The organism is Deltaproteobacteria bacterium IMCC39524 (genome assembly GCA_029667085.1).
Classification (GTDB): Bacteria; Desulfobacterota; Desulfuromonadia; order Desulfuromonadales; family BM103; genus M0040.
The window spans coordinates 1,103,877-1,124,515 of record JARUHJ010000001.1 but is presented as its reverse complement, the minus strand read 5'-3'; the positions used below and the strand labels follow the sequence as shown (position 1 = coordinate 1,124,515).

Here is a 20,639-nt window from a genome sequence, read left to right as displayed (position 1 = left end):
ATTTTAAATGAACTACGAACTCTTTGTCAGCCTGCGTTACCTGCGCGCCAAACGTAAACAGACGTTTATCTCGGTGATCTCGTTTATCTCGATTATCGGCATTACGCTTGGCGTTGCTGCGCTGATCGTGGTCCTTGCTGTTATGACAGGCTTCCACGATGGTGTCAGGCAGCAGATTCTCGGTAATATACCGCATGTTTTGGTGCAGAAGCATGGAGAGAGCCTGACCGATTCTGATGCGGTTGTCGCGGCGGCGAAGGCTGCCTCTCCTCATGTTTTGAATGCGTCTCCTTTTGTCAGCAAGGAAGCCATGCTGCTTTCGCGGCGGAATGTTGCTGCTGTCAATGTTAAAGGCGTTGAACGACAGAATAAAATCTTTCGTCAGAGTTTTTTGACTGAATCTGGCGGTGAAATTGAGACCCTTCTGTACGATTCTGAGGAAGCGCAGCCGGGGATTTTGATTGGCCTGGATACCGCTACGACATTGGGGGTTGCCGTTGGTGACTCCATTAATGTTATCCCGCCGATGTTCACGATTACGCCTTTTGGAATGATCCCGAAGATGAAGCCGTTCAAAATAGTCGGTATCTTTAAGCAGCGTGGGGGCTTTATTGATGCCTATTTCGCCTACATCGATCTCACAGAAGCACAGCACTTCTTCGATCTCAACGAAGGTGTGACCGGCGTTGAAGTGGAGGTCGACAGCTTTGACCAGGCGGCTCCTGTTGCCAGCAGCCTTCGTCAGGAATTCGGGTTCCCGCACTCTGTCCGTTCATGGGAGGACATGTTCGGCTCCTTCCTCTCCGCACTCAAACTGGAGAAGCTTGGTCTGTTCATCGTGCTTGGCATCATCGTATTGGTTGCCGCTTTTAACATCGCGACGACGCTGATCATGGTGGTGATGGAAAAGCATCGTGATATTGCCATTCTGCGCTCCATGGGCGCAACGTCTCGCAGCATCATGCAGATTTTTGTTTTCGAGGGCTTGATCATCGGTACTTTGGGCACCCTCCTCGGTACCGGCCTCGGACTGTTGCTGGCCAAGAACGCCGACCCTCTCATCAAGGGCCTGGAAAACCTGCTTAATGTTAAAATCTTTGATCAGAGTGTGTACGGCATGGACCATTTCCCCTCGGTTGTTAACACGGGCGATGTTGTTGCCGTCGTTGTCGTGGCCATGTCTATCTCTCTGATTGCGACCATCTATCCCGCTTGGCGGGCGGCCAAGATGGATCCTGCCGAAGCTCTGCGCTATGAATAGGTTGATGTCATGATTGCTGTTCGTGAACTTTCAAAAAGCTTTCTTACGGATCGTGGCAGAATCGATGTTCTGAAGAACGTTGACCTCGATATACGTGTGGGCGAACGCATCGCTGTCGTTGGAGCCTCCGGCGCGGGCAAAACCACTCTGATGCATCTGCTCGGGGGGCTGGATCGTCCAACCAGCGGCTCTGTTTGCTTTGCCGAGAAGGATATTTTTCGTTACACAGCCCATGAACTGGATGACTTTAGAAACCGTTCCATAGGCTTTGTTTTCCAGTTTCATCAACTGTTGCCCGAGTTCAATGCCCTGGAAAATGTCATGATGCCCGCCTTGATCGGACGCTCCTCGGTGAAGGACGCCGAGTTACGTGCGATTGAAATTCTTAAGGCTGTTGGTCTTGATCATCGCCTTGACCATAAGCCGGGACAACTCTCGGGTGGAGAGCAGCAGCGGGTTGCTATTGCACGCTCTCTGATCATGTCGCCAAAATTGCTTTTGGCGGATGAACCGACGGGCAATCTCGACAGCGCGACCTCTGATGAGATCCTGGCTCTGCTTGACCGTTTGCACGACGAACGCGATCTGACGATCGTGGTTGTGACCCATAGCGAAAAAGTTGCGGGACATATGGATCGGGTCGTGCATATGGAAGATGGCTGCTTGAAGACCTGAAGCCAGTGACAAAAGGCTTCTTTTGCAGGGCGATCAAGGCGACTTTATGGTTTACCTTCTTCCGGCAATTCCTTATAATGACGCGATTTTTAACCTGTTAGCATGATTTGGAGTAAAATTGATATGATGAAGAGGGCTCTTGCATTACTGGTCTGCCTTTCACTGGCTTTTCCTGCCTGGGCTGCAGAGGAGTTTTTTCTCGCAGATGTTCAGGTTAAAGGGAATCAGCGCGTGAAGACTGATGATATCTTGAATGCAGTGAGCATCAAGCCGGGCCAAAAAGTCACTCCTGCTGATATCGACGCCGCTATGGGCGATATTTACAAGATGGAACGCTTCTCTGATATCACTTCTGATGTTTCTGGAGAGGCTGGCTCATCCGTGTTGACATTCCTTGTGCAAGAGCGTCCCCTGGTGCGTAATGTACGTTTCGAAGGCAATGAAAAACTCACCACGGAAAAATTACGTGAAGTCATCACTGTTAAGGTCCCTGATATCTACGATCCGTTTGAAGTTAACAACAGTGTCGAACAGATTAAAGTCGCCTATATCATGGAAGGCTATTACGCAGCGGAAATCACTGCCGATAGCCATGTTAATGAGAAGAATGAAACGCTGGTTACCTTCCGCATCAAGGAGGGGGATATCGTTCGCATCAAGGATATTCGTTTCGATGGAAATACGGTCTTTGATGAAGGCGATATCAGGGCTGCGATGGATACCAAGGAGAAATGGATCTTTTCCTGGATAACGGATCGCGGCAATTACAACGAACTTATGTTGAAGCAGGACCTTGAAAGAATTGCTGACCTTTATTTTGATGAAGGTTACGTCCGTGTGAAGGTTCGCGAACCGGTTATCTCTCTGGTCGATAATGATAAACACATGCTGCTGCTTATTAATATTGATGAAGGACCTCAGTACCGGATGGGCACTGTTGACGCTCAGGGCGATTTGACGCGGGACAAGGAGGATCTCCTGGCTCTGGTAGGGTTGAATCCTGGCGATGTTTTCTCTCGAGGTCAATTGCGCAAGGGGGTTGAGGTTGTCACTGATGTCTATGCGGACCAGGGCTACGCCTATGCGAACGTGTCGCCTTTAACGCGCGCCAATGATGAAAGCAAGCTGATCGACATGATGCTTGATATCGAGCAGGGCCCGCAAGTCTCGGTTGAACGTATCAACATTACCGGTAACACCAAGACGCGCGACAAGGTTATCCGTCGCGAAATGAAAATTGTTGAGGGTGATCTGTTCAACGCAACCAACCTGAAACGCAGCAAGGCTCGAATCAATAACCTCGGTTTTTTCGAGGCCGTGGATGTTGGCACCAGCGCCGGTTCCGACGACAGCCTGATGAACGTTGATGTCAAGGTTGAGGAGCGCTCAACCGGAACCTTCAGTGTCGGTGCCGGTTATTCGTCGGTCGATGGTCTTGTCGGCCAGGGTTCCATAACCCAGGAAAACTTCCTTGGGCGGGGCTGGAGGTTGAACCTTGCGGCGTCTCTTGGTAGCGAAAGCACGACTTATCAGCTCGGCCTTACGGATCCCTATTTTCTAGATACCCGTTGGACGCTTGGTGGTGAAATTTATCAGACTGAGCGAGAATGGTCGGATTTCAGCCGTGATGCCACGGGCTTTGCGATTAAAGCGGGTCACCCGGTTGGCGAGTATTCCAGGGTCCTGGTCACCTATCGTTTTGAAAACAAAGAAATTTATGATGTGGATTTTTTCGCATCACAAACAATTAAGGACCAGGAAGGGACCTCCACTCTCAGTTCTGTTACAACGACGTATACCTACAATACAACGGATAATCGTCTGGATCCGTCCTCTGGTACGGACTTGAGCGCGACCTGGGAGTTTGCCGGCGTTGGCGGTACGGAAAAGTTCAGTAAGTATATTCTGGACAGCCGTCATTTCTGGCCATGGAGGTGGGATACGGTCTTCTCGGCCCATGGACAGCTTGGTTATGTTCATGCCTTAAACGGCGATAGTGAGGAAGTGCCGATTGATGAAAGATTCTTCCTCGGCGGGATTTACTCCCTTCGCGGTTTTGAATCCCGTGAAGTTGGGCCGCGTGATGAATTTGGTGATTTTATCGGTGGTGATACGGAAGCTTACTTTAATTTCGAGTATATCTTCCCGTTGGTTAAAGACCTCGGCCTCAAGGGTGTGACCTTCTTTGACGTCGGCAATACCTGGAATTCCGAGGATTTCTGGGGTGAAGATGACGAGGCTTTCTCTTCCTGGCGTTATAGTGCTGGTGCTGGAATTCGTTGGCTGAGCCCTATGGGCCCGATGCGTTTCGAGTACGGCTATAACCTCGACGCCAGGGATTATGAGTCCAAGGGCAAATTTGATTTTATGATTGGCCGCTTTTTCTAAAACTTACAGTAGATATTTTTTCAAGGAGATTATGCATGAAGCAGTTTGTCGTTTTGATGTTGTTTTGTTTCGGTCTGGTTGCTTCCCCTGTGATGGCACAGGCCCAGAAGATAGCTTATGTGGATCTGCAGAAGGCTTTGAACCTTTCCTCTGCAGGTAAAGAAGCTAAAGAGAAAATCAAAACCGAGGTGCAGGGCTATGATGCTGAAGTACAGCAACGTCAGGAAGAACTGAAAAAGCTTAAGGAAGAGCTGGAAAAGCAGGCGATGCTCCTTTCAGAAGAAGCCCGCAACGCCAAAGAACGTGATTACCAGCAGAAGGTCAAGGATTACCAACGCTTCACCAAGGATATCCAGGAGACACTGCAACAGACGGACGCCGATCTGACCAGGAAAATCCTTGAGAAACTCCTCAAGGTTGTCCAGGAGGTCGGTAAGAGCGATGGCTACCTGATGGTCCTTGAAAAAACCGAGAGCTCCATTGTCTATGCCGATGAAAGTATCGATATTACTGACTCTGTGATCAAGGCTTTTGATAAACAAGGGAACTAATTATTATGCACGCTGAACACGGGGAACCGACCTCCCTGGCTGTTCTGGCAGATCTGGTAGGGGGGTGCGTCTCTGGCGACCCCTCTACTTCTGTTTCCGGGGTTGCTCCTCTTGATCTTGCCGGGCCAGACCAGGTTTCTTTTCTGGCGAACCCAAAATACAAGGAAAAGCTGGCCGACTGCAACGCAGCGGCGGTCATTGCCCATCCTTCTTTGAGAGGTAGCGTGGCGACACCGCTGATCCTGGTCGAGAACCCTTATCTTGCTTTTGCCAAGATCCTGAGCTTCTTTGAGGTGTCGACTCATGTGGGGCAGGGGGTGATGACCGGCGCTCATGTCCATTCCGATGCCAGCCTTGGCGAGAACGTCACGATTTATCCCGGTGCCGTCGTTTCTGCCGGCGCAAGAATAGGTAAGGGGACTCAACTGCTTTCAGGTGTTGTGATAGGTGAAGATACGGTTGTTGGTGAGGATTGTCTTCTGCACGCTAATGTGACGGTGCGCGAGAAATGTATTCTTGGTGATCGCGTCATCCTCCAACCGGGAGCCGTGGTCGGCTCCGATGGTTTCGGTTTTGCCCCTGACGGCTCAAGTTACTTCAAAATCCCCCAGGCCGGGTATGTTGTCATCGAAGATGATGTTGAAATCGGCTCTTGCTCCTGCGTCGATCGCGGGACCTTGGGTGTTACCCGAATCGCGCGTGGTGTAAAGATTGATAACCTTGTACAGATCGCTCACAATGTACAGATCGGTGAAGACACCATTATCGTCTCTCAGGTAGGAATCGCTGGAAGCACGACCATTGGTAAACATTGTACCTTTGGCGGCCAGTCCGGTGTTGTTGGGCATGTCAAGGTGGGTGATAATGTGACCTTGGCCGGTCGGGGTGGAATTTCTAATAATGAAGACAGCGACCAGACGCTTGCCGGAGTTCCGGCAATGCCTCATCGTGATTGGCTTAAAGCGACCATGACCATGCCACATTTGCCAGAAATGCGCAAAGAGCTGAGACAACTCAAAAAAGAGATGGCTGAACTGAAGAGCAAGTTAGCAAAGGAAGATAGTTGATTATGGAACTGAACACACTTGACATTATGAAGATTCTGCCTCACCGCTACCCTTTCCTGCTCGTGGACCGGATCACTGAATTTGAGGCAGGCAAGCGCATCATTGGCAAGAAGAATGTTACCATCAATGAACCCTGTTTTCTGGGCCATTTCCCGGATCATCCCATTATGCCGGGAGTGCTTATTCTCGAAGCTATGGCCCAGGTCGGCGGCGTCTATGCGATTCTTGCCAAAGAAGTCGGTGAGAACCAGGTGCCGTATTTTGTCGGGATTGATAAAGCCAAGTTTCGTAAACCGGTTCTGCCCGGCGATGTCCTGATTCTGGAGCTGGAATTGCTCAAGGTCCGCCGAGGCATCTATAACTTCAAAGGAACTGCTATGGTTGACGGCAAACTGGTTGCCGAGGCTGAACTTAAAGCAACTTTCGCTGATAAATAAAGGGAATTTATGATTCACCCGACTGCAATAATTCATCCCGGCGCACAACTGGCCGACAATGTCAGTATTGGCGCCTACAGCACGATTGGTGAACATGTCGTTATTGGTGCGGGGACCACGATTGCCAGCCATGTGGTTGTTGAAGGTTGGACTGAACTGGGGGCAGACAACAAGATCTTCCAGTTCTCTTCTGTCGGCGCAGACCCGCAGGATCTCAAGTATGCCGGTCAGGAAACTTACCTGAAGATCGGTGACCGTAACCGGATCCGCGAATTTACGACTTTGAACCGTGGCACGGAAGAGGGTGGCGGCATTACAAAGATCGGTCACGACAATCTGTTTATGGCCTACTCTCACGTTGCTCATGACTGTATCGTTAACGATCACGTCATCCTGGCCAATGGTGCCACCCTGGCAGGTCACATCGAGGTTGAATCAAACGCGATCCTCGGTGGGCTCTCCGCTGTTCATCAGTTTTGCCGTATTGGTTGTCATACCATGATCAGTGGTGGAGCAATGGTCGCGCAGGATGTGCCTCCCTATACTATCGCGCAGGGTGACAGGGCAAAAACCGTTGGTTTGAATCTGATCGGACTTAAGAGAAGAGGGTTCACAGAGGAATCGATCAAGGGGATCAAGAAGTCCTACCGTTTGATTTTTCGTTCTGGTCTGCGACTGGAAGAAGCCCTGGAGAAAATTGCTGATGAAGTTGAGTCGACTCCGGAGTTAGATCATTTCGTCAAGTTTATCAAAGAGAGCCAACGTGGCATCGCAAGGTGATTCGTCTGTCTTGGTTAATTTATGGACCTATAACCCAAACAAAGGGAATACGTCTTTACACCAAAACAGTAAGAGTTAAAATCAAAAGGCCAACGCAAAGACGCTAAGAAAAGCCAAGAAAGGCGCAAAGGGAAACCACTCTCGCTTTTTGAAGTTGTTTTCTTTGCGAGCTTTCTCTACCCCTTTGCGTCTTTGTGTTAAATAGTTTTTTAGGCTATAGAAACGTTAATTTTATTTTTGCCTTCACCGATTTATTGCCAAGGCACTCATAGGAAAGTAAATAGTGGGAGACTCAAGTAAGCGTATCATGATTGTCACCGGAGAGGCCTCCGGAGACTTACATGGTGCAAAATTGATGAGTGCTATTACTGCTCAGCTGCCTGATACAAAGTTTTTTGGCGTCGGCGGCAAGAATATGGCAGCGAAGGGTTGCGAAATCCTGATTCCAGGTGAAGAACTTGCAGTCATGGGCATCGTCGAAATAGTTGGTCATCTTCCTGTGATATTGAAAGCTTTCAATAAGCTTAAGAGAGAGTTCTACGGCAGCAACAAGCCTGATGCTCTTGTCCTGATAGATTTCCCCGAATTTAATTTGAGATTGGCTCGCCAGGCTAAAAAAGCCGGTATCCCGGTTCTTTACTACGTCAGTCCGCAAGTCTGGGCCTGGCGTCGTGGCAGGGTCAAGAAAATCGCTGCTGTTGTTGACTCCCTTGCCGCCATATTCCCGTTTGAGCCTGCTTTTTATGCCGGTCAGGATATCCTGGTCAAATACGTTGGTCATCCCTTGCTGGACGAATTCGAAGAGGCCGGTAACTGTCAGAACCTTCGTCCCCGCCTGCAGATTGCTCAGGGCAAGAAGGTGGTTGGCCTTTTCCCGGGCAGTCGACATAACGAGTTACGCTATATGCTTGATACACTCGTAGAGTCGGCGCAACTGATTTTCGATAAGGAACCGGAGGCACATTTCCTGGTGCCGGTTGCCAACACCCTGTCACGTGATGATATTCAGTCTCGTTTCCCCACGGAACTACCGGTTTCATTCATAGAGTCTGATGACGCAACAATCTATGATGTCGCAAGTAGTTGTGACACGATTTTAACGGTTTCAGGGACGGTGACTTTGCAGATTGCGCTGGTCGGTACGCCCATGGCGATTTTTTACAAGGTGTCGCCGCTTACTTACTCTATTGGCAAACGCCTCATAAAGGTTGATCATGCTGGTTTGGCCAACATTGTTGCAGAGGACCGGATTGTGCCCGAGTTTATCCAGGATATGGCAACGCCACAGAACTTGGCCGATGAAGCCCTCCGGGTTCTGAACGATAGCCGGTACGCGAATGACATGCGCTCAGCCCTCGAGCAGGTTCATACAAAACTTGGTGAGCCAGGGTGTTCAGCGCGGGTAGCAGAAATGTTGTTACAGCTACTGTAATGTTTGACTTCAGTGATAACCAGGTATTGATATAGATGAAGAGTCAAATGACCAAAAAACAGATTTACCTAAGAGTCGTCCAGTATTCCAGACCCTATATGTGGCGTATTGTGCTCTCCCTGATCTTTTCTCTGGTTGTCGCCGGTTCCGACGTGGCTTATATCAACCTGATTGAACCCTTGGTAGACAAGATCATTACCGCCAAAAACACTGATTTGGCCTACCTCGTTCCTGTTGTGATTATCGGCCTGGCTGTTTCCAAGGGCGTTGGACGTTTTTATCAGGAGTATTATATCAAAACGGCCGGCCAACTGGCGGTCCAGGATATTCGTAATGACCTCTTCAGCCAATCGATGCATCTGTCGATGGGGTTCCATGTCAATCAGCCCCCGGGAGTTATTACCTCGAGAGTTCTCAATGATGTTGGCATATTGCAAAGATCGGCCGCTGATATTCTGGTGGATGGTGTCCGTGAGAGCTTCACCCTGATCGGATTAATCACGCTGGCTTTTTATAAAGACTGGAGACTGGCTTCAGTCGCTTTTTCGGTCATGCCCTTCTGTGTGATTCCGGCGACACAACTTGGTCGGCGAATCAGAAATAATACGAAAAGTGGCCTTAAACGCATGGGTTTCCTGACCGGCACCTTGCAGGAGTCTTTCAGCGGCATAAAAGTTATCAAAGCTTTCGGCCAGGAAGAAACCCAGATCCAGGAATTTAAAACAGAGAATAAGCAATATTATAAATACTTGCGCAAAGCGATCAAGTACAACTCTTTGACTGCGCCTGCAGTAGAAATTTTGGCTGCCCTTGGTGGTAGTGGTGTGATCTGGTACGGTGTCCATAGGGTCCTTTCTGGCGACTTAAGCCAGGGTCAGCTCTTCTCAATTGTTGCCGCAATTTTGATGATGTTTACCCCTGTTAAGCGTCTGACCCGGGTCAGTAATATTATCCAGAAATCGATTGGTGCTGCCGAGGGTGTATTTACTCTGCTGGATGAGCCTCGTGATGTCGTGGACAAGCCGGAAGCGATAGAAATCGAACGCGCACGTGGTGAAATTGTTTTTGATAATGTTACTTTCAGCTACGGCGATGAAGCCGTTCTGACGGATTTCAGCCTTCATGCGAACCCGGGTGAAGTGATTGCCCTGGTCGGTCCCAGTGGCGCTGGTAAATCAACTGTGGCAGGCTTGATGGCGCGTTTCTACGATCCGCAGCAGGGCTCCGTCAAAATTGATGGTTACGATATCCGTGATATTTCACTGGAGAGCCTTAAGAAGAACCTTGCTTTTGTCGATCAGGAAACATTTCTTTTCAGTGGCTCGGTTCTCGACAATATTCGCTACGGCAAGCAGGATGCCGACGCACAAGCCGTGGCCGACGCGGCAGAGCAGGCTTATGCCACCGATTTCATCAACAAGCTGCCTGAAGGATATGACACCTTAATCGGTGATCGTGGTGTTCGTCTTTCAGGAGGTCAGCGGCAACGTCTTTGTGTTGCGCGGGCCTTGCTTAAAGATGCCCCTGTTCTGATCCTCGATGAAGCGACCAGCGCCCTGGATACTGAAAGCGAAGCTATGGTGCAAAAGGCGCTCGGCAACCTGATGAAAAATCGTACGACCCTGGTTATTGCGCATCGTTTGTCAACCATCATGCATGCAGACAGGATTGTGGTTATGGAGCAGGGCAGGGTTGTTCAGGTTGGCAATCATCAGGAGTTGCTTGCCCAGGGCGGCCTTTATCGCAATCTTTACGATATGCAATTTGAGACTGTCTGATGCCGTCTTTCGGGGACAGAATTCTACTCAGTACGACACCCTGGCTAGCGGCCAAGTTGATTAAACTTATTTATCTTCTTCTGAAACCTGAGACGGTTGGCGAAGAGCGGTTGAAACTGATCTGGTCTGAGGGGCAACATGTTATTATCGCCACCTGGCATGACCAGCTCCTGCTGATTTCTCCGCGCTACGAAGGTGGCGCTGCGAAAGTCTTAATCAGCAAGTCCAAGGATGGTGAGCTGATTACAAGGGTCATCAGTTATTTTGGTTTAGAGACTGTCCGTGGCTCCTCAAACAGAGGCGGGCGAGCTGCTTTCCGGGAATTGGTACGACTCTCGAAAGAGCCCTGTACTTTGGGTATTACTCCGGACGGGCCAACCGGACCACGTCATCGGCTTAAAGAGGGGGTTGTTCAGTTGGCGCGATTGTCTGGACGGCCGATTGTGCCACTTGCCTTTGCTTGCAGCCATGGCCATAGGTTTCAGTCATGGGACCGGTTTCTTCTGCCGTACCCCTGGGGAAAGGCTGTTTATGCAGTTGGTGAACCTCTCTATTATGATGAAAATGAGTCCATTGAAGATTTCCAGTCCAGGGTACAAGAAGCCATGGATGCCAACACGCGTCACGCCGGAGAGTATTTGAACCAATATGATCTTTCTGCTGTATGATCTGATCCTCTATCTCTCGGCCCTTTTTCTTGTGCCCTATTACCTGTTCCGTGGCTTGCGTTATGGTAAAGCAAGACATGGAGTGCGTGAGCGTTTGGGAATTTACGCGCAGGATTTTCGACAACTCCTCGAGGGGCGAAAAATCATTTGGGTGCATGCGGTTTCTGTTGGAGAAACCCGTGCCGCCATTCCTCTTTTGAAAGCGTTAAAGAAAAAACATCCGGACGCTTTGCTGGTCTTGTCCAATGTCACCGAAACCGGCCGCAAGATCGCTACAAAGCTTTCTGAAATTGATCACTACATCTTTTTCCCTTTCGATTTACGATGGGTTGTTCGCAAAACCCTCAATATTATTCAACCGGATGTCATTATCCTGGTGGAAACCGAGATCTGGCCGAACTTTGTTCTTGAAGCAAAAAGCCGTAACATCCCGATGGTTCTGGTGAACGGCCGCATCTCGGACAGGTCCTTTCCGCGCTATCGTATGGCAGGCAAGCTTCTCGTGCCGATTCTCGACAGTTTCTCAGATTTTTGCATGCAGTCGGAGCAGGATTCGCGACGTATCAGGCATCTTGGTGCTGCTTCCGGTCGTGTTCAGGTCACCGGAAATCTCAAATTTGATATGCAACCTCCAGCGATTGATATGACAGACCTGGAGGCTTTAAAGCAAGAATTGAAGTTGCCCGCAAACAGCAGAATCTGGGTCGCAGGCAGCACTCATGATGGTGAAGAGAAGCTGTTGATTGATGTCTATCAGAGCTTACGAAAAATTTGTCCCGAGCTTTTTCTGGTTCTGGTTCCCAGGCACCCGGAAAGATGCCGACAGGTTATTGATGATCTGGCAAAAAAAGATGTTGATGCGACCTTACGAAGTACTGTTTCAACCATGGCTAAACATTTCTTGCCCGGCGAGGTCATGGTTGTTGATACCCTTGGAGAAATGTTAAAGCTCTACACTCTGGCGGATCTGGTATTCGTCGGTGGCAGCCTGGTGCCGACCGGCGGTCACAATGTTCTGGAAGCTTCTCTGGTGAAAAAGCCTGTTTTGTTTGGGCCTTACATGCAGAACTTCAAAGAGATTGCCCGCCTGTTACGAGCGGCACATGGCGGTCTTCAGGTCATGGACTCTGATGACCTCTACCGTCAGATGAAGATTCTGCTGGAAAACCCGAGTGAAGCTGAGCGCATTGGCGATAATGGCCGTCACCTGCTGCAGGAGAACCAGGGGGCGACCGAACGGACCGTGTCAATCATCTCACGATATATAGACGACTGATGGCCTTTTTGCGTACCTTTTATCTGAAACTGCTAAAAAATGGACCAACAAGCCTCTGTGGCTATGTTGCTTTCCTGGGGCTTTGGCCCCTTAGTTGTTTGTATGGAGCCATTGTCAGGCTAAGGCTGTACGCTTACTCTGCCGGTTTTAAAAAGATTTATCGTGCCAAAGTCCCTGTTGTCTCCGTTGGAAATCTGACGGTTGGTGGCACCGGGAAGACGCCGATGACAGATTTCCTGGCCAAGTGGATGCAGAAACATGACGTAAAGGCCACTATTGTCAGTCGTGGGTACGGTGGCGATTATACCGATCCGGTTTTGAGGGTGGTTCTGGAAGGGGCAAAGGCGACGAAGCCCGCGAGTTGTGGTGACGAACCTTTTCTTCTCGCCCGTAAAAACCCCTCTGTCCCTGTTTTCGTGGCAAGGCGCAGAGCACTCGGCGTTAAAGCGGCGGAAGAGGCCGGGGCTGATCTGATCATCCTTGATGACGGCTTCCAGCATCGCGCTGTGTATAGAGATCTCGATATCGTCCTGCTGGATAGTGAAAAACCCTTTGGCAACGGCCGGATGCTCCCAGTCGGGCCACTTCGGGAGCCGACGACTGCACTGAATCGGAGCCACCTTCTTGTTATGACACGTTCTTTTCCCGGCAAGACGAATCTTGCAATAGCGGCTAAACCAACCCTTTTCAGCTGCCATACTCTTTCGCAACAGCTGGCTAGTTTGTCGGGCGATCATCTTCTCCTGTCGGAGCTGGTTGGGAAATCTTGCGTCGCTTTCGCCGGTATCGCACGCCCTAAGGATTTTTTTGCCGGACTGAGAAATCATCACCTGACCCTCAAGGAAGTGATTTCTCTTGCGGATCATCAGGTGTATGATGACTCCCTGATCGCACGTTTATCAAAAAGTTGTCAGGGGGCTGACGCCTTGATCACGACCGAGAAGGACGCTGTAAAACTTGCCGGGGTCAGCCTGCCGATTCCTTGTTACCAGGTTGGGGTTGAGATGACTTTTTCCGAAACGAAAGATCTTGACGAGATGCTGATGAAGTTAATCTCTGGATCTAAGTCCATTGGTGGTCTCCATTGAAGTTGATCTTTTGCCTTTACGAATACTTCCCATACGGCGGTTTGCAGCGTGATTTGATGAAGATCACAGCCATCGCCGTGTCGAGAGGCCATTCGGTTAAAATTCTGACGATGGGCTGGCATGGAGACATTCCTGATGGCCTTGACGTGCAGATTCTGCCGCATTCTGCTTTTTCAAACCACAGGCGATGTCTGAAGTTTGCCCGAACCGTTGTCAACCTTTTGCCGAAGTTGTCTTATGACGCCGTCGTAGGCTTCAACAAGATGCAGGGCCTTGATGTCTATTATGCGGCAGATTCCTGTTACCAGGCCAGAACCAGGAAACTGGGTGCTCTTGCCTCTTTTGTCATGGGGCGGTACAGTACCTATGTTGGATTTGAAAAGGCAATTTTTTCTCCTGAGTCAAAAACGGAAATTTTATCGATCTCTCCGCAGGAGCAACGTAAATTTATAGAATGCTATGGCACCCCGGAGGAACGCTTCCATCTCCTGCCGCCGGGCATTTACGAAGATCGTTTCCGGCCGGCAAACGCCGCTGAAGTTCGCTCCAGGATACGGGGTGATCTGGGCCTTTTGGAAGATCAACTCATGTTGCTCATGGTCGGTTCCGCTTTTCACACCAAGGGCGTCGATCGAGCAATCAATGCAATTGCTTCATTACCGCAAGATTTGCGCAAGCGGGTAAAACTATATGTGCTGGGCCGGGGGAAAATTGAACTCTTCAGCAAGATTGCAGAAAAGAACAATCTCGTTGAACAGGTGAATTTTTTGGGTGGAAGAGAAGATGTTCCTGACTTCCTTCTTGCTGCGGACCTACTCGTCCATCCGGCTCGAACTGAGAATACCGGCACTGTCCTTATCGAGGCCATGGCTGCAGGATTACCTGTTGTTGTCACTGAAAATTGTGGATATGCTTTCCATGTTCAAGAGGCAGACTCGGGCCGTATCGTTCCCATGCCTTTTGAACAGAAAGCATTGGACAAAGCTCTTTCTGACGTTCTCTCTTCATCAGACTTGAGTCGTTTTGCTGAAAATGGCGTCAAATATACGGCCAGAGTTGATGTCACCGGATTGCATGAGAAAGCTGTCGACGTCATCGAAGACGTTGCCCGCAGGAGAAGTCGCTCATGATGACTCTTTGCCCGGAATTGCAGGAGAAGTTTTCCGGAGAGAACGCTTTTGACCAAGTTTTTGCAACAGAGGGTAAGATCTATCGAAATTTCAAAGGGCGTAAGACTTTGCGTTTCGAACACGACGGCAAAGGTTATTTCCTGAAAATTCATCCGGGTGTTGGCTGGGGTGAAATCATCAAGTCCCTCCTCAGTCTTAAATCCCCGGTTCTTGGCGCCAAGGACGAACGTGACGCCATCCTTGCTCTCGAGCGGCTTGGTGTTCAGACCATGACCATCGCAGGGTATGGAGCCCGTGGTAGTAACCCAGCCACCAAGCAGTCATTCCTCATTACGGAAGAGATTGAAGATTCCATTAGTCTGGAAGATCTCGTTATTGATGGTAAGTACCAGACCCTGAGCCCGAAAAGGAAACGAGCACTTATAATGAAGGTTGCTGAGATTGCCAGGATTATGCATCAAAACGGTGTTAACCATAGAGATTTCTACCTTTGTCATTTCCTGCTACCGGCAAAATGGCTGCAACAAGAGCAGAGTGACTTTGATCCACCCTTGTATGTAATTGACCTGCATCGTACTCAGGTTCGTTCCGTGGTTCCAACAAGATGGGTTGAAAAAGATTTGGCGGGACTTCATTTCTCAAGTATGGATGCTGGTATGACGAGTCGCGACCGCTTGCGCTTTATCTCATGTTATAAAGGTTTACCCGTCAATCAGGTCATAGGTGAGCTCAAAGGGTTTTGGTCAAAAGTCGATAGAAAATCGATCAATCTTTATAAGAAATTTAATAAACGATACAATTAAGAATTTATGGAATGAAAGATAGTCAAGGTTACAGTGCTGTGTTTTTTGAGAGAACAATGAATATTTTAAGTGAATTAGAAAAACGTCCCATTGTTTCTCTGATGGCACTGCTTGGTTTCTCATTACTAATCAAGGCCGTTCTGATTTATCAGGCGGATATCATTAATTCCGATGGTATAGTTTTCACTTCAGCAGCACGTGAGCTGGTCCGGGGGGATATTGTTGCCTCTTTTAACAGCTATCCAGTGATCGGTTACTCTTTCGCCCTCGGTCTTGTTCAATTGGTTGTACACGACTGGTTCCTTGCCGGGAAAATCCTTTCCTGTCTCTCTTTGCTGCTGGCAACTATACCTCTGTATCTTATTACCTCTGATTTGTTCAATAAACAAGCGGCTTTCTTTACCGCTCTGGTGTTCACCATTGCCCCCTCTGTTAATGGAAAGTGTACGGCGGTTATAAGAGACCCCTTTTTTATGTTGCTGATTACTCTCTCTTTGTGGCTTGTACTTTATGCCATTCGAGAATCACGCTATGGCTTTTTTTTGACTTCGAGCCTGTTGTGCTGCTTTTCTGTGCTGGTTCGTAGTGAAGGGGTTATTCTCTTTTTAGCCATTTTGTTTTTTCTGGTCGCTTCAGCAATTTTTATATCTGAAGGCCGAAGCTTCAATGCTAAATGCTTGGCTGCTTTTTGCTTTTTGCCTTTTTGTGGTTTGCTTTTGATAGCTGTTCTGGTTGCTGGCGGTGAAATCCCGCAAGAACTTATACAAAAGTTTTTATCTAAATATTTAAACTTCCTTAGGATGGATCATCTGAAGATTTACAAGAGTATTTATACTCACCTCAAAGGGGTTGAGCTTGATTTCCCTGGAGGGCGAATCCCCAATGATTTTTTTGAATACGCTCGATATAATATTTATCTGGTTTATCTAATAGGTATGATACAGACGTTTGTCAAAGATCTGTTCCCGCTTTTTATTATCCCGTTGGTCTATGGATTGAATTTGAAAGAACAGTGGAATAGAAGAGTTGCCTTATTGATGGTGGTCCTGTTTAGCTTCTTTATGATGGATTATTTTTTTCTTATAACGCGAAATTTTATAACCAGCCGTTACATGTTTGTTCCACTTGTTCTCTCATTTATTCTGGTAGGGCATGGTCTGGATCGCATGGTGGCCCATTCGAATAGGGCCCGTTTACGCACGACAGTCGTCTTCATTCTGGCTATCCTGTGCGTTGCATTGCCTGCGAATAAGGTGCTAAGCAAAAGCTCTGGCGAGAAAGAAGAAATCAAGATGGCTGGTGTTTGGTTGTCTGATAATCGTGATATTTCACAGACAAAAATAATATTCAACGAAGAAAGTATTGCGTATCATTCTGGCCTTTTCCTCGGGGAATACGATCTCTTTCCCCAAAAAAAACGAATACAAATTAAACAACATAATCAACTGCAAGAACTCGATAAAATAGCATTAACGGGAGGACAAAAAATCGTAGTTGTTTATCTTGACAATAAACAGGTGGACAAAGATTCCGATTCCAAAAACTATGAACTCATTAAGTCTTTCCCCGGGCGTAAAAAGACAGTAATGATTTACGAAAGGAAAAATGATGGTTAACGAAATAAGCCGTCAGATGAAGGCGCATATTGAAGTTGTCAGGAGTGTCGAAGAGCAGCTGGCTGAAGCTATTACTGCTTCTGTAGAGATGTTGGTTGATGCTCTGCGCAATGGTAAAAAAGTCCTGCTCATGGGTAACGGCGGTTCTGCAGCTGATGCGCAACATTTTGCAGCTGAGATGGTCGGCCGTTTTCTCATGGAGCGCAAAGCTCTCCCGGCAATCGCATTAACGACTGATACCTCGATCCTTACCGCTGTAGGAAACGATTACGGCTTTAATGAAATTTTTAAAAGACAGGTTGAGGCTCTAGCAGAACCCGGAGATGTCGTGTTTGGTATTTCCACTAGCGGCAAGTCCGTTAACGTCAAGCGGGCTATTGACGCCGGCAAGGATATAGGTGCCAAAACTCTGGGCTTGCTTGGTTGCGATGGCGGCGACATTGCTTCTGTAGTCGATCTTCATCTTACGGTCCCGAGCTCTGAAACGCCACGGATTCAGGAAGCGCATCTTGTCATTATTCACATCATCTGCGATCTGGTTGAAAAAGGCCTTTTCTGTTTGGAGTCCGATTAATATCATGAGTCCATCGAACCGTGGGGGCAAAAACCTTTGAAATCTTTTTCTCTCGATGAATATGAGCGCCTGGTTGCTGAGTCTGAGGTGTTGGAGCAGGATGGACACGGCCTCAAAGTTCTTAAAACCTCAGATGGTTGTATCGTTAAGCTTTTCAGGCAGAAAAGGCTCATTTCGTCTGCCCGTTTGAAATCATACTCCTCTCGTTTTGTAGACAATGCTCTTACCCTGAAGAGTCTGGGTATAAAAACTGTTGATGTCGAAGATGTGTACTATTGTAAGCCAATTAAGCGGACCCTGGTCTTTTACACCCCTGTTCCTGGTCAGACCCTGAGAACTGTCCTGCAGGATCAGACCTGCTGTGACGATGTTCTGAAAAGGTTTGCCGCTTTCTTCGCGGAACTTCACAACAAAGGTGTTTTTTTTCGGTCAATTCATTTGAACAATGTGATTGTGTCAGATGACTTAAATTCGTTAGGTTTGATTGATATGGCAGACATGAAAGTGGTTCAGGGCCAACTCTCCCTGCAGATGCGAAAGAGGAATTTCAGGCATCTAACGCGGTATAAAGTGGACCAGGAAGCACTCTTAAACTTTGGGTTGGAAGATTTTATGGACATATATTTTAGTGAGAGCGACTTGCCAGTGGCACAAAAGAATGAATTGACTGTTTTATTGAAAAGTCTCACCGGAGCGGGAGGGCAAGTTTAGCATGAAGAAGATAATCTATATCATGTCGTCAAATTTTTCTGGCTCTCACTTCCTTTCTTTAATGTTGGGAAGTCATTCTCGTTTCCAGCATATTGGTGAGATCAAATGGCTCAGAAAAATTAACACAGACAGCGCCAGGTCTTTGTGCGGGTTTTGTCAGGGACATGCGCGATGTCCGGTGCTTTCAGGTCTTTCACCCGAGAATGTTGAGAATGTTTATGAGTTGATCTTCTCCAACGTCGGCCCTGATATTGATGGCTTGATCGACACCTCCAAGAAAATATTCTGGGCGGAAAAATTCCTCACGGATCAAAGGTACGAAAAGAAATTTATCCACCTGGTTCGGGATCCACGTGCCCTTGTGCGGCGTTGGCTCCTCGATGAAAACAGGTCCATATTCAGGGAACGTTTCAAGCTTGTAAAGCACTCAGGAAGAAATTTAAAGAAGGCTTTATTGGGCGACAGCCTCGATATTTACGTCGGCAAATGGCTCAAGCAAAACCAGACCATCATTGATTTTATTGCGAAGAATCAGCTCGATGTCTATAACGTCACGTATCATGATTTGGTTAAACATGAAGAGCAGACTCTCTCTAATCTCATGGAATGGATGGGTTGCAGCTACGAAGAAGGACAAGCTGATTATTGGAATTTTATTCACCATGGTTCAACAAAGTCTGAATACGAATGGGTCAATCAGAAAAAAATAAAGCATTTTGATTGTCGCTGGAAAGAATTTTTGAGTAAGGATCAAAAACAAAGGATTGTTAGCAACGATGGTGTTAAGAATCTTTTGCAACATCTCGGCGTTGCCATGGTTGACGATGGCCTGACCAAATATGAGTGACAGGGTTATTGTGAATGATAAACTGATTTTCCACTCCAATTCATCATTACGAACGGTTGACCGGATTGCTAAACTCAAGATGGTATCTCTGTCACTATGACTTTCTGCGTCAGGACTCTACCCTTTTATATCCATCTCAAGTCTACCAAGGACAGCGCTCTTCTCTGTGAGCAGATATTGCGTGATTTACCGGGAAAGCGCCTTGTCTTAAGAGGCCTTTGGCAGCAGCGTCCGGTCCTTGTCAAATTGTTTCTGGATAGTCGGAGTGCATGTCGACACTGGAAAAGAGAAAAGGAAGGGGTTGAGGCCTTGGAGAAGGCGTCTGCAGCTGTGCCGCAGCTTCTTTTCGGCGGTCAGTTGACAGACGGTAACTTTGCCCTTGTTTTTGATTTTTTACCTCAAGCGCAAACCGCTCTGGAAATTTGGAATACACTGGGGAGCGAGAACAGCCGCTTGGCGTTTCTTCAGAAACTTGTGGAACTTCTCGGCACCCTTCACGAGGCCGGACTTGCCCAGGAGGATTTACACCTTGGCAATTTTCTAGTTTCCGATCAAAAGCTGTATGCTATCGATGGTGACGCGATCTGTATCAGAAGCAGTGGGGATCCCCTTGCTTATAAGGCCAGCAGCGAGAATCTCGCACTACTTTTTGCTCAACTGAATCCTGAACACGATGCCTTGATGGAAACCGTGATTCCGGTCTATGCTAATCAGCGTAACTTGGACGGAATTCGTCTCCTGGAGCAGGTCAAGCTGGATTTGCCGAAAATCCGCCGCAGGAGACGCCTTAAGTACGTCAAAAAAAGCTATCGCTCTTGCAGTGAGTTTGTCCGTTCAAAAAAGGCCGGGCAAATTGCGGTCGCTCGCCGTGATGCGCAGACGGAAGTATTGTGCCAGTTTTTTGATGATCCGGATGCCTTCATGCGCAAAGGGGAGCTTTTAAAGGGGGGGAACACCTCGACCGTAGTCCGGGTGAAGGTCGATGACTGCGACTGGGTTGTTAAACGTTACAATATAAAGAACCTGCGTCATGCGTTGAGTCGCTGTCTTCGCCCGACGCGTGCGTGGCGGTCGTGGGGAAACGCGCATCGGTTGAAAATCTCTGGTATTGCAACACCGAGGGCGGTGGCCATGGTAGAAAAACGAATTGGCCCCTTTCGCTCCAAGGGGTATTATGTCTGCGATTTCATCTCCGGGGTGAATGCTGAGGCTTTTTTTCAGTCTGATTCAGTGGCTGCTTCTGTTAAAGAGGAGGTGGCTGAAAGATTTGTCAGCTTGTTTCGGTTATTCCATCAACTCTACATTCGCCATGGCGATTGCAAGGCAACAAATTTCCTGATTAAGGACAACCAACCTTGGGTGCTCGACCTTGATGCGATGCACGAATATTCTTCTCCCGAAGGCTTGCAGAAGTTTTTTCGGAGGGATCGACAGCGTTTTTTGCAGAACTGGAAGTCTCTACCCACATTGATGCGCTGGTTTGATGAGCACCTTCCAGGTTGATGCTAAAGCAAACGAAGGTCCTATGTTAATCTGATGGCCAAGACTTCTCAGTCA

The 20,639-nt window shown here is 48.2% G+C and carries 19 protein-coding genes; all 19 read left to right on the top strand.

Annotation, left to right across the window (positions count from 1 at the left end):
• Positions 1-7 precede the first annotated feature (7 nt).
• The 19 genes from P9J64_05215 (at position 8) to P9J64_05125 (ending at position 20,585) form a co-directional block, all read left to right on the top strand.
• Entirely contained in the window at positions 8-1,261 is a 1,254-nt protein-coding gene (locus tag P9J64_05215; protein MDG5467721.1) for a lipoprotein-releasing ABC transporter permease subunit, read from the top strand.
• Positions 1,262-1,270: 9 nt separating this feature from the next.
• The gene (locus tag P9J64_05210) at positions 1,271-1,936 is read left to right on the top strand and encodes an ABC transporter ATP-binding protein (protein ID MDG5467720.1); all 666 of its coding nucleotides are present in this window, start codon (positions 1,271-1,273) and stop codon (positions 1,934-1,936) included.
• 123 nt (positions 1,937-2,059) lie between these two features.
• A complete protein-coding gene (gene bamA, locus P9J64_05205) occupies positions 2,060-4,324 on the top strand; it encodes an outer membrane protein assembly factor BamA (protein ID MDG5467719.1) in 2,265 nt (754 codons plus the stop codon).
• 35 nt (positions 4,325-4,359) lie between these two features.
• Positions 4,360-4,875 carry an OmpH family outer membrane protein gene (locus P9J64_05200; GenBank protein ID MDG5467718.1) on the top strand — a complete coding sequence of 172 codons (516 nt, stop codon included), beginning with the start codon at positions 4,360-4,362 and terminating at the stop codon, positions 4,873-4,875.
• 5 nt (positions 4,876-4,880) lie between these two features.
• Positions 4,881-5,942 carry a UDP-3-O-(3-hydroxymyristoyl)glucosamine N-acyltransferase gene (gene lpxD, locus P9J64_05195; protein MDG5467717.1) on the top strand — a complete coding sequence of 354 codons (1,062 nt, stop codon included), beginning with the start codon at positions 4,881-4,883 and terminating at the stop codon, positions 5,940-5,942.
• 2 nt (positions 5,943-5,944) lie between these two features.
• Positions 5,945-6,379 (top strand): 3-hydroxyacyl-ACP dehydratase FabZ, encoded by a 435-nt coding sequence (gene fabZ / locus P9J64_05190; protein MDG5467716.1) that lies wholly within the window; start codon positions 5,945-5,947, stop codon positions 6,377-6,379.
• A 9-nt stretch (positions 6,380-6,388) separates the two neighbouring features.
• Positions 6,389-7,159: an acyl-ACP--UDP-N-acetylglucosamine O-acyltransferase gene (gene lpxA, locus P9J64_05185; GenBank protein MDG5467715.1), complete on the top strand. Its 771-nt coding sequence runs from the start codon at positions 6,389-6,391 to the stop codon at positions 7,157-7,159.
• Positions 7,160-7,442: 283 nt separating this feature from the next.
• Positions 7,443-8,591: a lipid-A-disaccharide synthase gene (lpxB, locus tag P9J64_05180; protein MDG5467714.1), complete on the top strand. Its 1,149-nt coding sequence runs from the start codon at positions 7,443-7,445 to the stop codon at positions 8,589-8,591.
• Between the two features lie 47 nt (positions 8,592-8,638).
• Positions 8,639-10,369, top strand: coding sequence for an ABC transporter ATP-binding protein (locus P9J64_05175; GenBank protein ID MDG5467713.1), 1,731 nt, complete (start codon positions 8,639-8,641; stop codon positions 10,367-10,369).
• A gap of 56 nt (positions 10,370-10,425) precedes the next feature.
• Positions 10,426-11,037, top strand: coding sequence for a lysophospholipid acyltransferase family protein (locus P9J64_05170; GenBank protein ID MDG5467712.1), 612 nt, complete (start codon positions 10,426-10,428; stop codon positions 11,035-11,037).
• Entirely contained in the window at positions 11,018-12,313 is a 1,296-nt protein-coding gene (locus tag P9J64_05165; protein MDG5467711.1) for a 3-deoxy-D-manno-octulosonic acid transferase, read from the top strand. The genes P9J64_05170 and P9J64_05165 overlap by 20 nt, the downstream gene beginning before the upstream one ends.
• Positions 12,313-13,401, top strand: a complete 1,089-nt coding sequence (gene lpxK / locus P9J64_05160) for a tetraacyldisaccharide 4'-kinase (protein MDG5467710.1) — start codon at positions 12,313-12,315, stop codon at positions 13,399-13,401. Before P9J64_05165 ends, lpxK begins: the two co-directional genes overlap by 1 nt.
• Positions 13,398-14,531, top strand: a complete 1,134-nt coding sequence (locus tag P9J64_05155; GenBank protein MDG5467709.1) for a glycosyltransferase family 4 protein — start codon at positions 13,398-13,400, stop codon at positions 14,529-14,531. Before lpxK ends, P9J64_05155 begins: the two co-directional genes overlap by 4 nt.
• A complete protein-coding gene (gene rfaP, locus P9J64_05150; protein ID MDG5467708.1) occupies positions 14,528-15,334 on the top strand; it encodes a lipopolysaccharide core heptose(I) kinase RfaP in 807 nt (268 codons plus the stop codon). Before P9J64_05155 ends, rfaP begins: the two co-directional genes overlap by 4 nt.
• A gap of 11 nt (positions 15,335-15,345) precedes the next feature.
• Complete coding sequence (locus P9J64_05145) at positions 15,346-16,950, top strand: glycosyltransferase family 39 protein (protein MDG5467707.1); 1,605 nt, start codon at positions 15,346-15,348, stop codon at positions 16,948-16,950.
• Positions 16,943-17,524: a D-sedoheptulose 7-phosphate isomerase gene (gene gmhA / locus P9J64_05140; protein ID MDG5467706.1), complete on the top strand. Its 582-nt coding sequence runs from the start codon at positions 16,943-16,945 to the stop codon at positions 17,522-17,524. Before P9J64_05145 ends, gmhA begins: the two co-directional genes overlap by 8 nt.
• Positions 17,525-17,560: 36 nt before the next feature.
• Entirely contained in the window at positions 17,561-18,235 is a 675-nt protein-coding gene (locus P9J64_05135; GenBank protein ID MDG5467705.1) for a toluene tolerance protein, read from the top strand.
• Position 18,236: 1 nt separating this feature from the next.
• A complete protein-coding gene (locus P9J64_05130) occupies positions 18,237-19,082 on the top strand; it encodes a sulfotransferase (protein ID MDG5467704.1) in 846 nt (281 codons plus the stop codon).
• Between the two features lie 96 nt (positions 19,083-19,178).
• Positions 19,179-20,585 carry a lipopolysaccharide kinase InaA family protein gene (locus tag P9J64_05125; protein ID MDG5467703.1) on the top strand — a complete coding sequence of 469 codons (1,407 nt, stop codon included), beginning with the start codon at positions 19,179-19,181 and terminating at the stop codon, positions 20,583-20,585.
• The last annotated feature ends 54 nt before the right edge of the window (positions 20,586-20,639 follow it).

Coding starts and splice junctions, on each gene's coding strand:
- P9J64_05165 (MDG5467711.1), top strand. CDS start 11,018: ATGATCTTTCTGCTGTATGATCTGATCCTCTATCTCTCGGCCCTTTTT.
- P9J64_05125 (MDG5467703.1), top strand. CDS start 19,179: ATGACTTTCTGCGTCAGGACTCTACCCTTTTATATCCATCTCAAGTCT.
- rfaP (MDG5467708.1), top strand. CDS start 14,528: ATGATGACTCTTTGCCCGGAATTGCAGGAGAAGTTTTCCGGAGAGAAC.
- lpxA (MDG5467715.1), top strand. CDS start 6,389: ATGATTCACCCGACTGCAATAATTCATCCCGGCGCACAACTGGCCGAC.
- P9J64_05145 (MDG5467707.1), top strand. CDS start 15,346: ATGAAAGATAGTCAAGGTTACAGTGCTGTGTTTTTTGAGAGAACAATG.
- P9J64_05130 (MDG5467704.1), top strand. CDS start 18,237: ATGAAGAAGATAATCTATATCATGTCGTCAAATTTTTCTGGCTCTCAC.
- lpxD (MDG5467717.1), top strand. CDS start 4,881: ATGCACGCTGAACACGGGGAACCGACCTCCCTGGCTGTTCTGGCAGAT.
- bamA (MDG5467719.1), top strand. CDS start 2,060: ATGATGAAGAGGGCTCTTGCATTACTGGTCTGCCTTTCACTGGCTTTT.
- gmhA (MDG5467706.1), top strand. CDS start 16,943: ATGGTTAACGAAATAAGCCGTCAGATGAAGGCGCATATTGAAGTTGTC.
- P9J64_05215 (MDG5467721.1), top strand. CDS start 8: ATGAACTACGAACTCTTTGTCAGCCTGCGTTACCTGCGCGCCAAACGT.
- fabZ (MDG5467716.1), top strand. CDS start 5,945: ATGGAACTGAACACACTTGACATTATGAAGATTCTGCCTCACCGCTAC.
- lpxK (MDG5467710.1), top strand. CDS start 12,313: ATGGCCTTTTTGCGTACCTTTTATCTGAAACTGCTAAAAAATGGACCA.
- P9J64_05210 (MDG5467720.1), top strand. CDS start 1,271: ATGATTGCTGTTCGTGAACTTTCAAAAAGCTTTCTTACGGATCGTGGC.
- P9J64_05200 (MDG5467718.1), top strand. CDS start 4,360: ATGAAGCAGTTTGTCGTTTTGATGTTGTTTTGTTTCGGTCTGGTTGCT.
- P9J64_05175 (MDG5467713.1), top strand. CDS start 8,639: ATGACCAAAAAACAGATTTACCTAAGAGTCGTCCAGTATTCCAGACCC.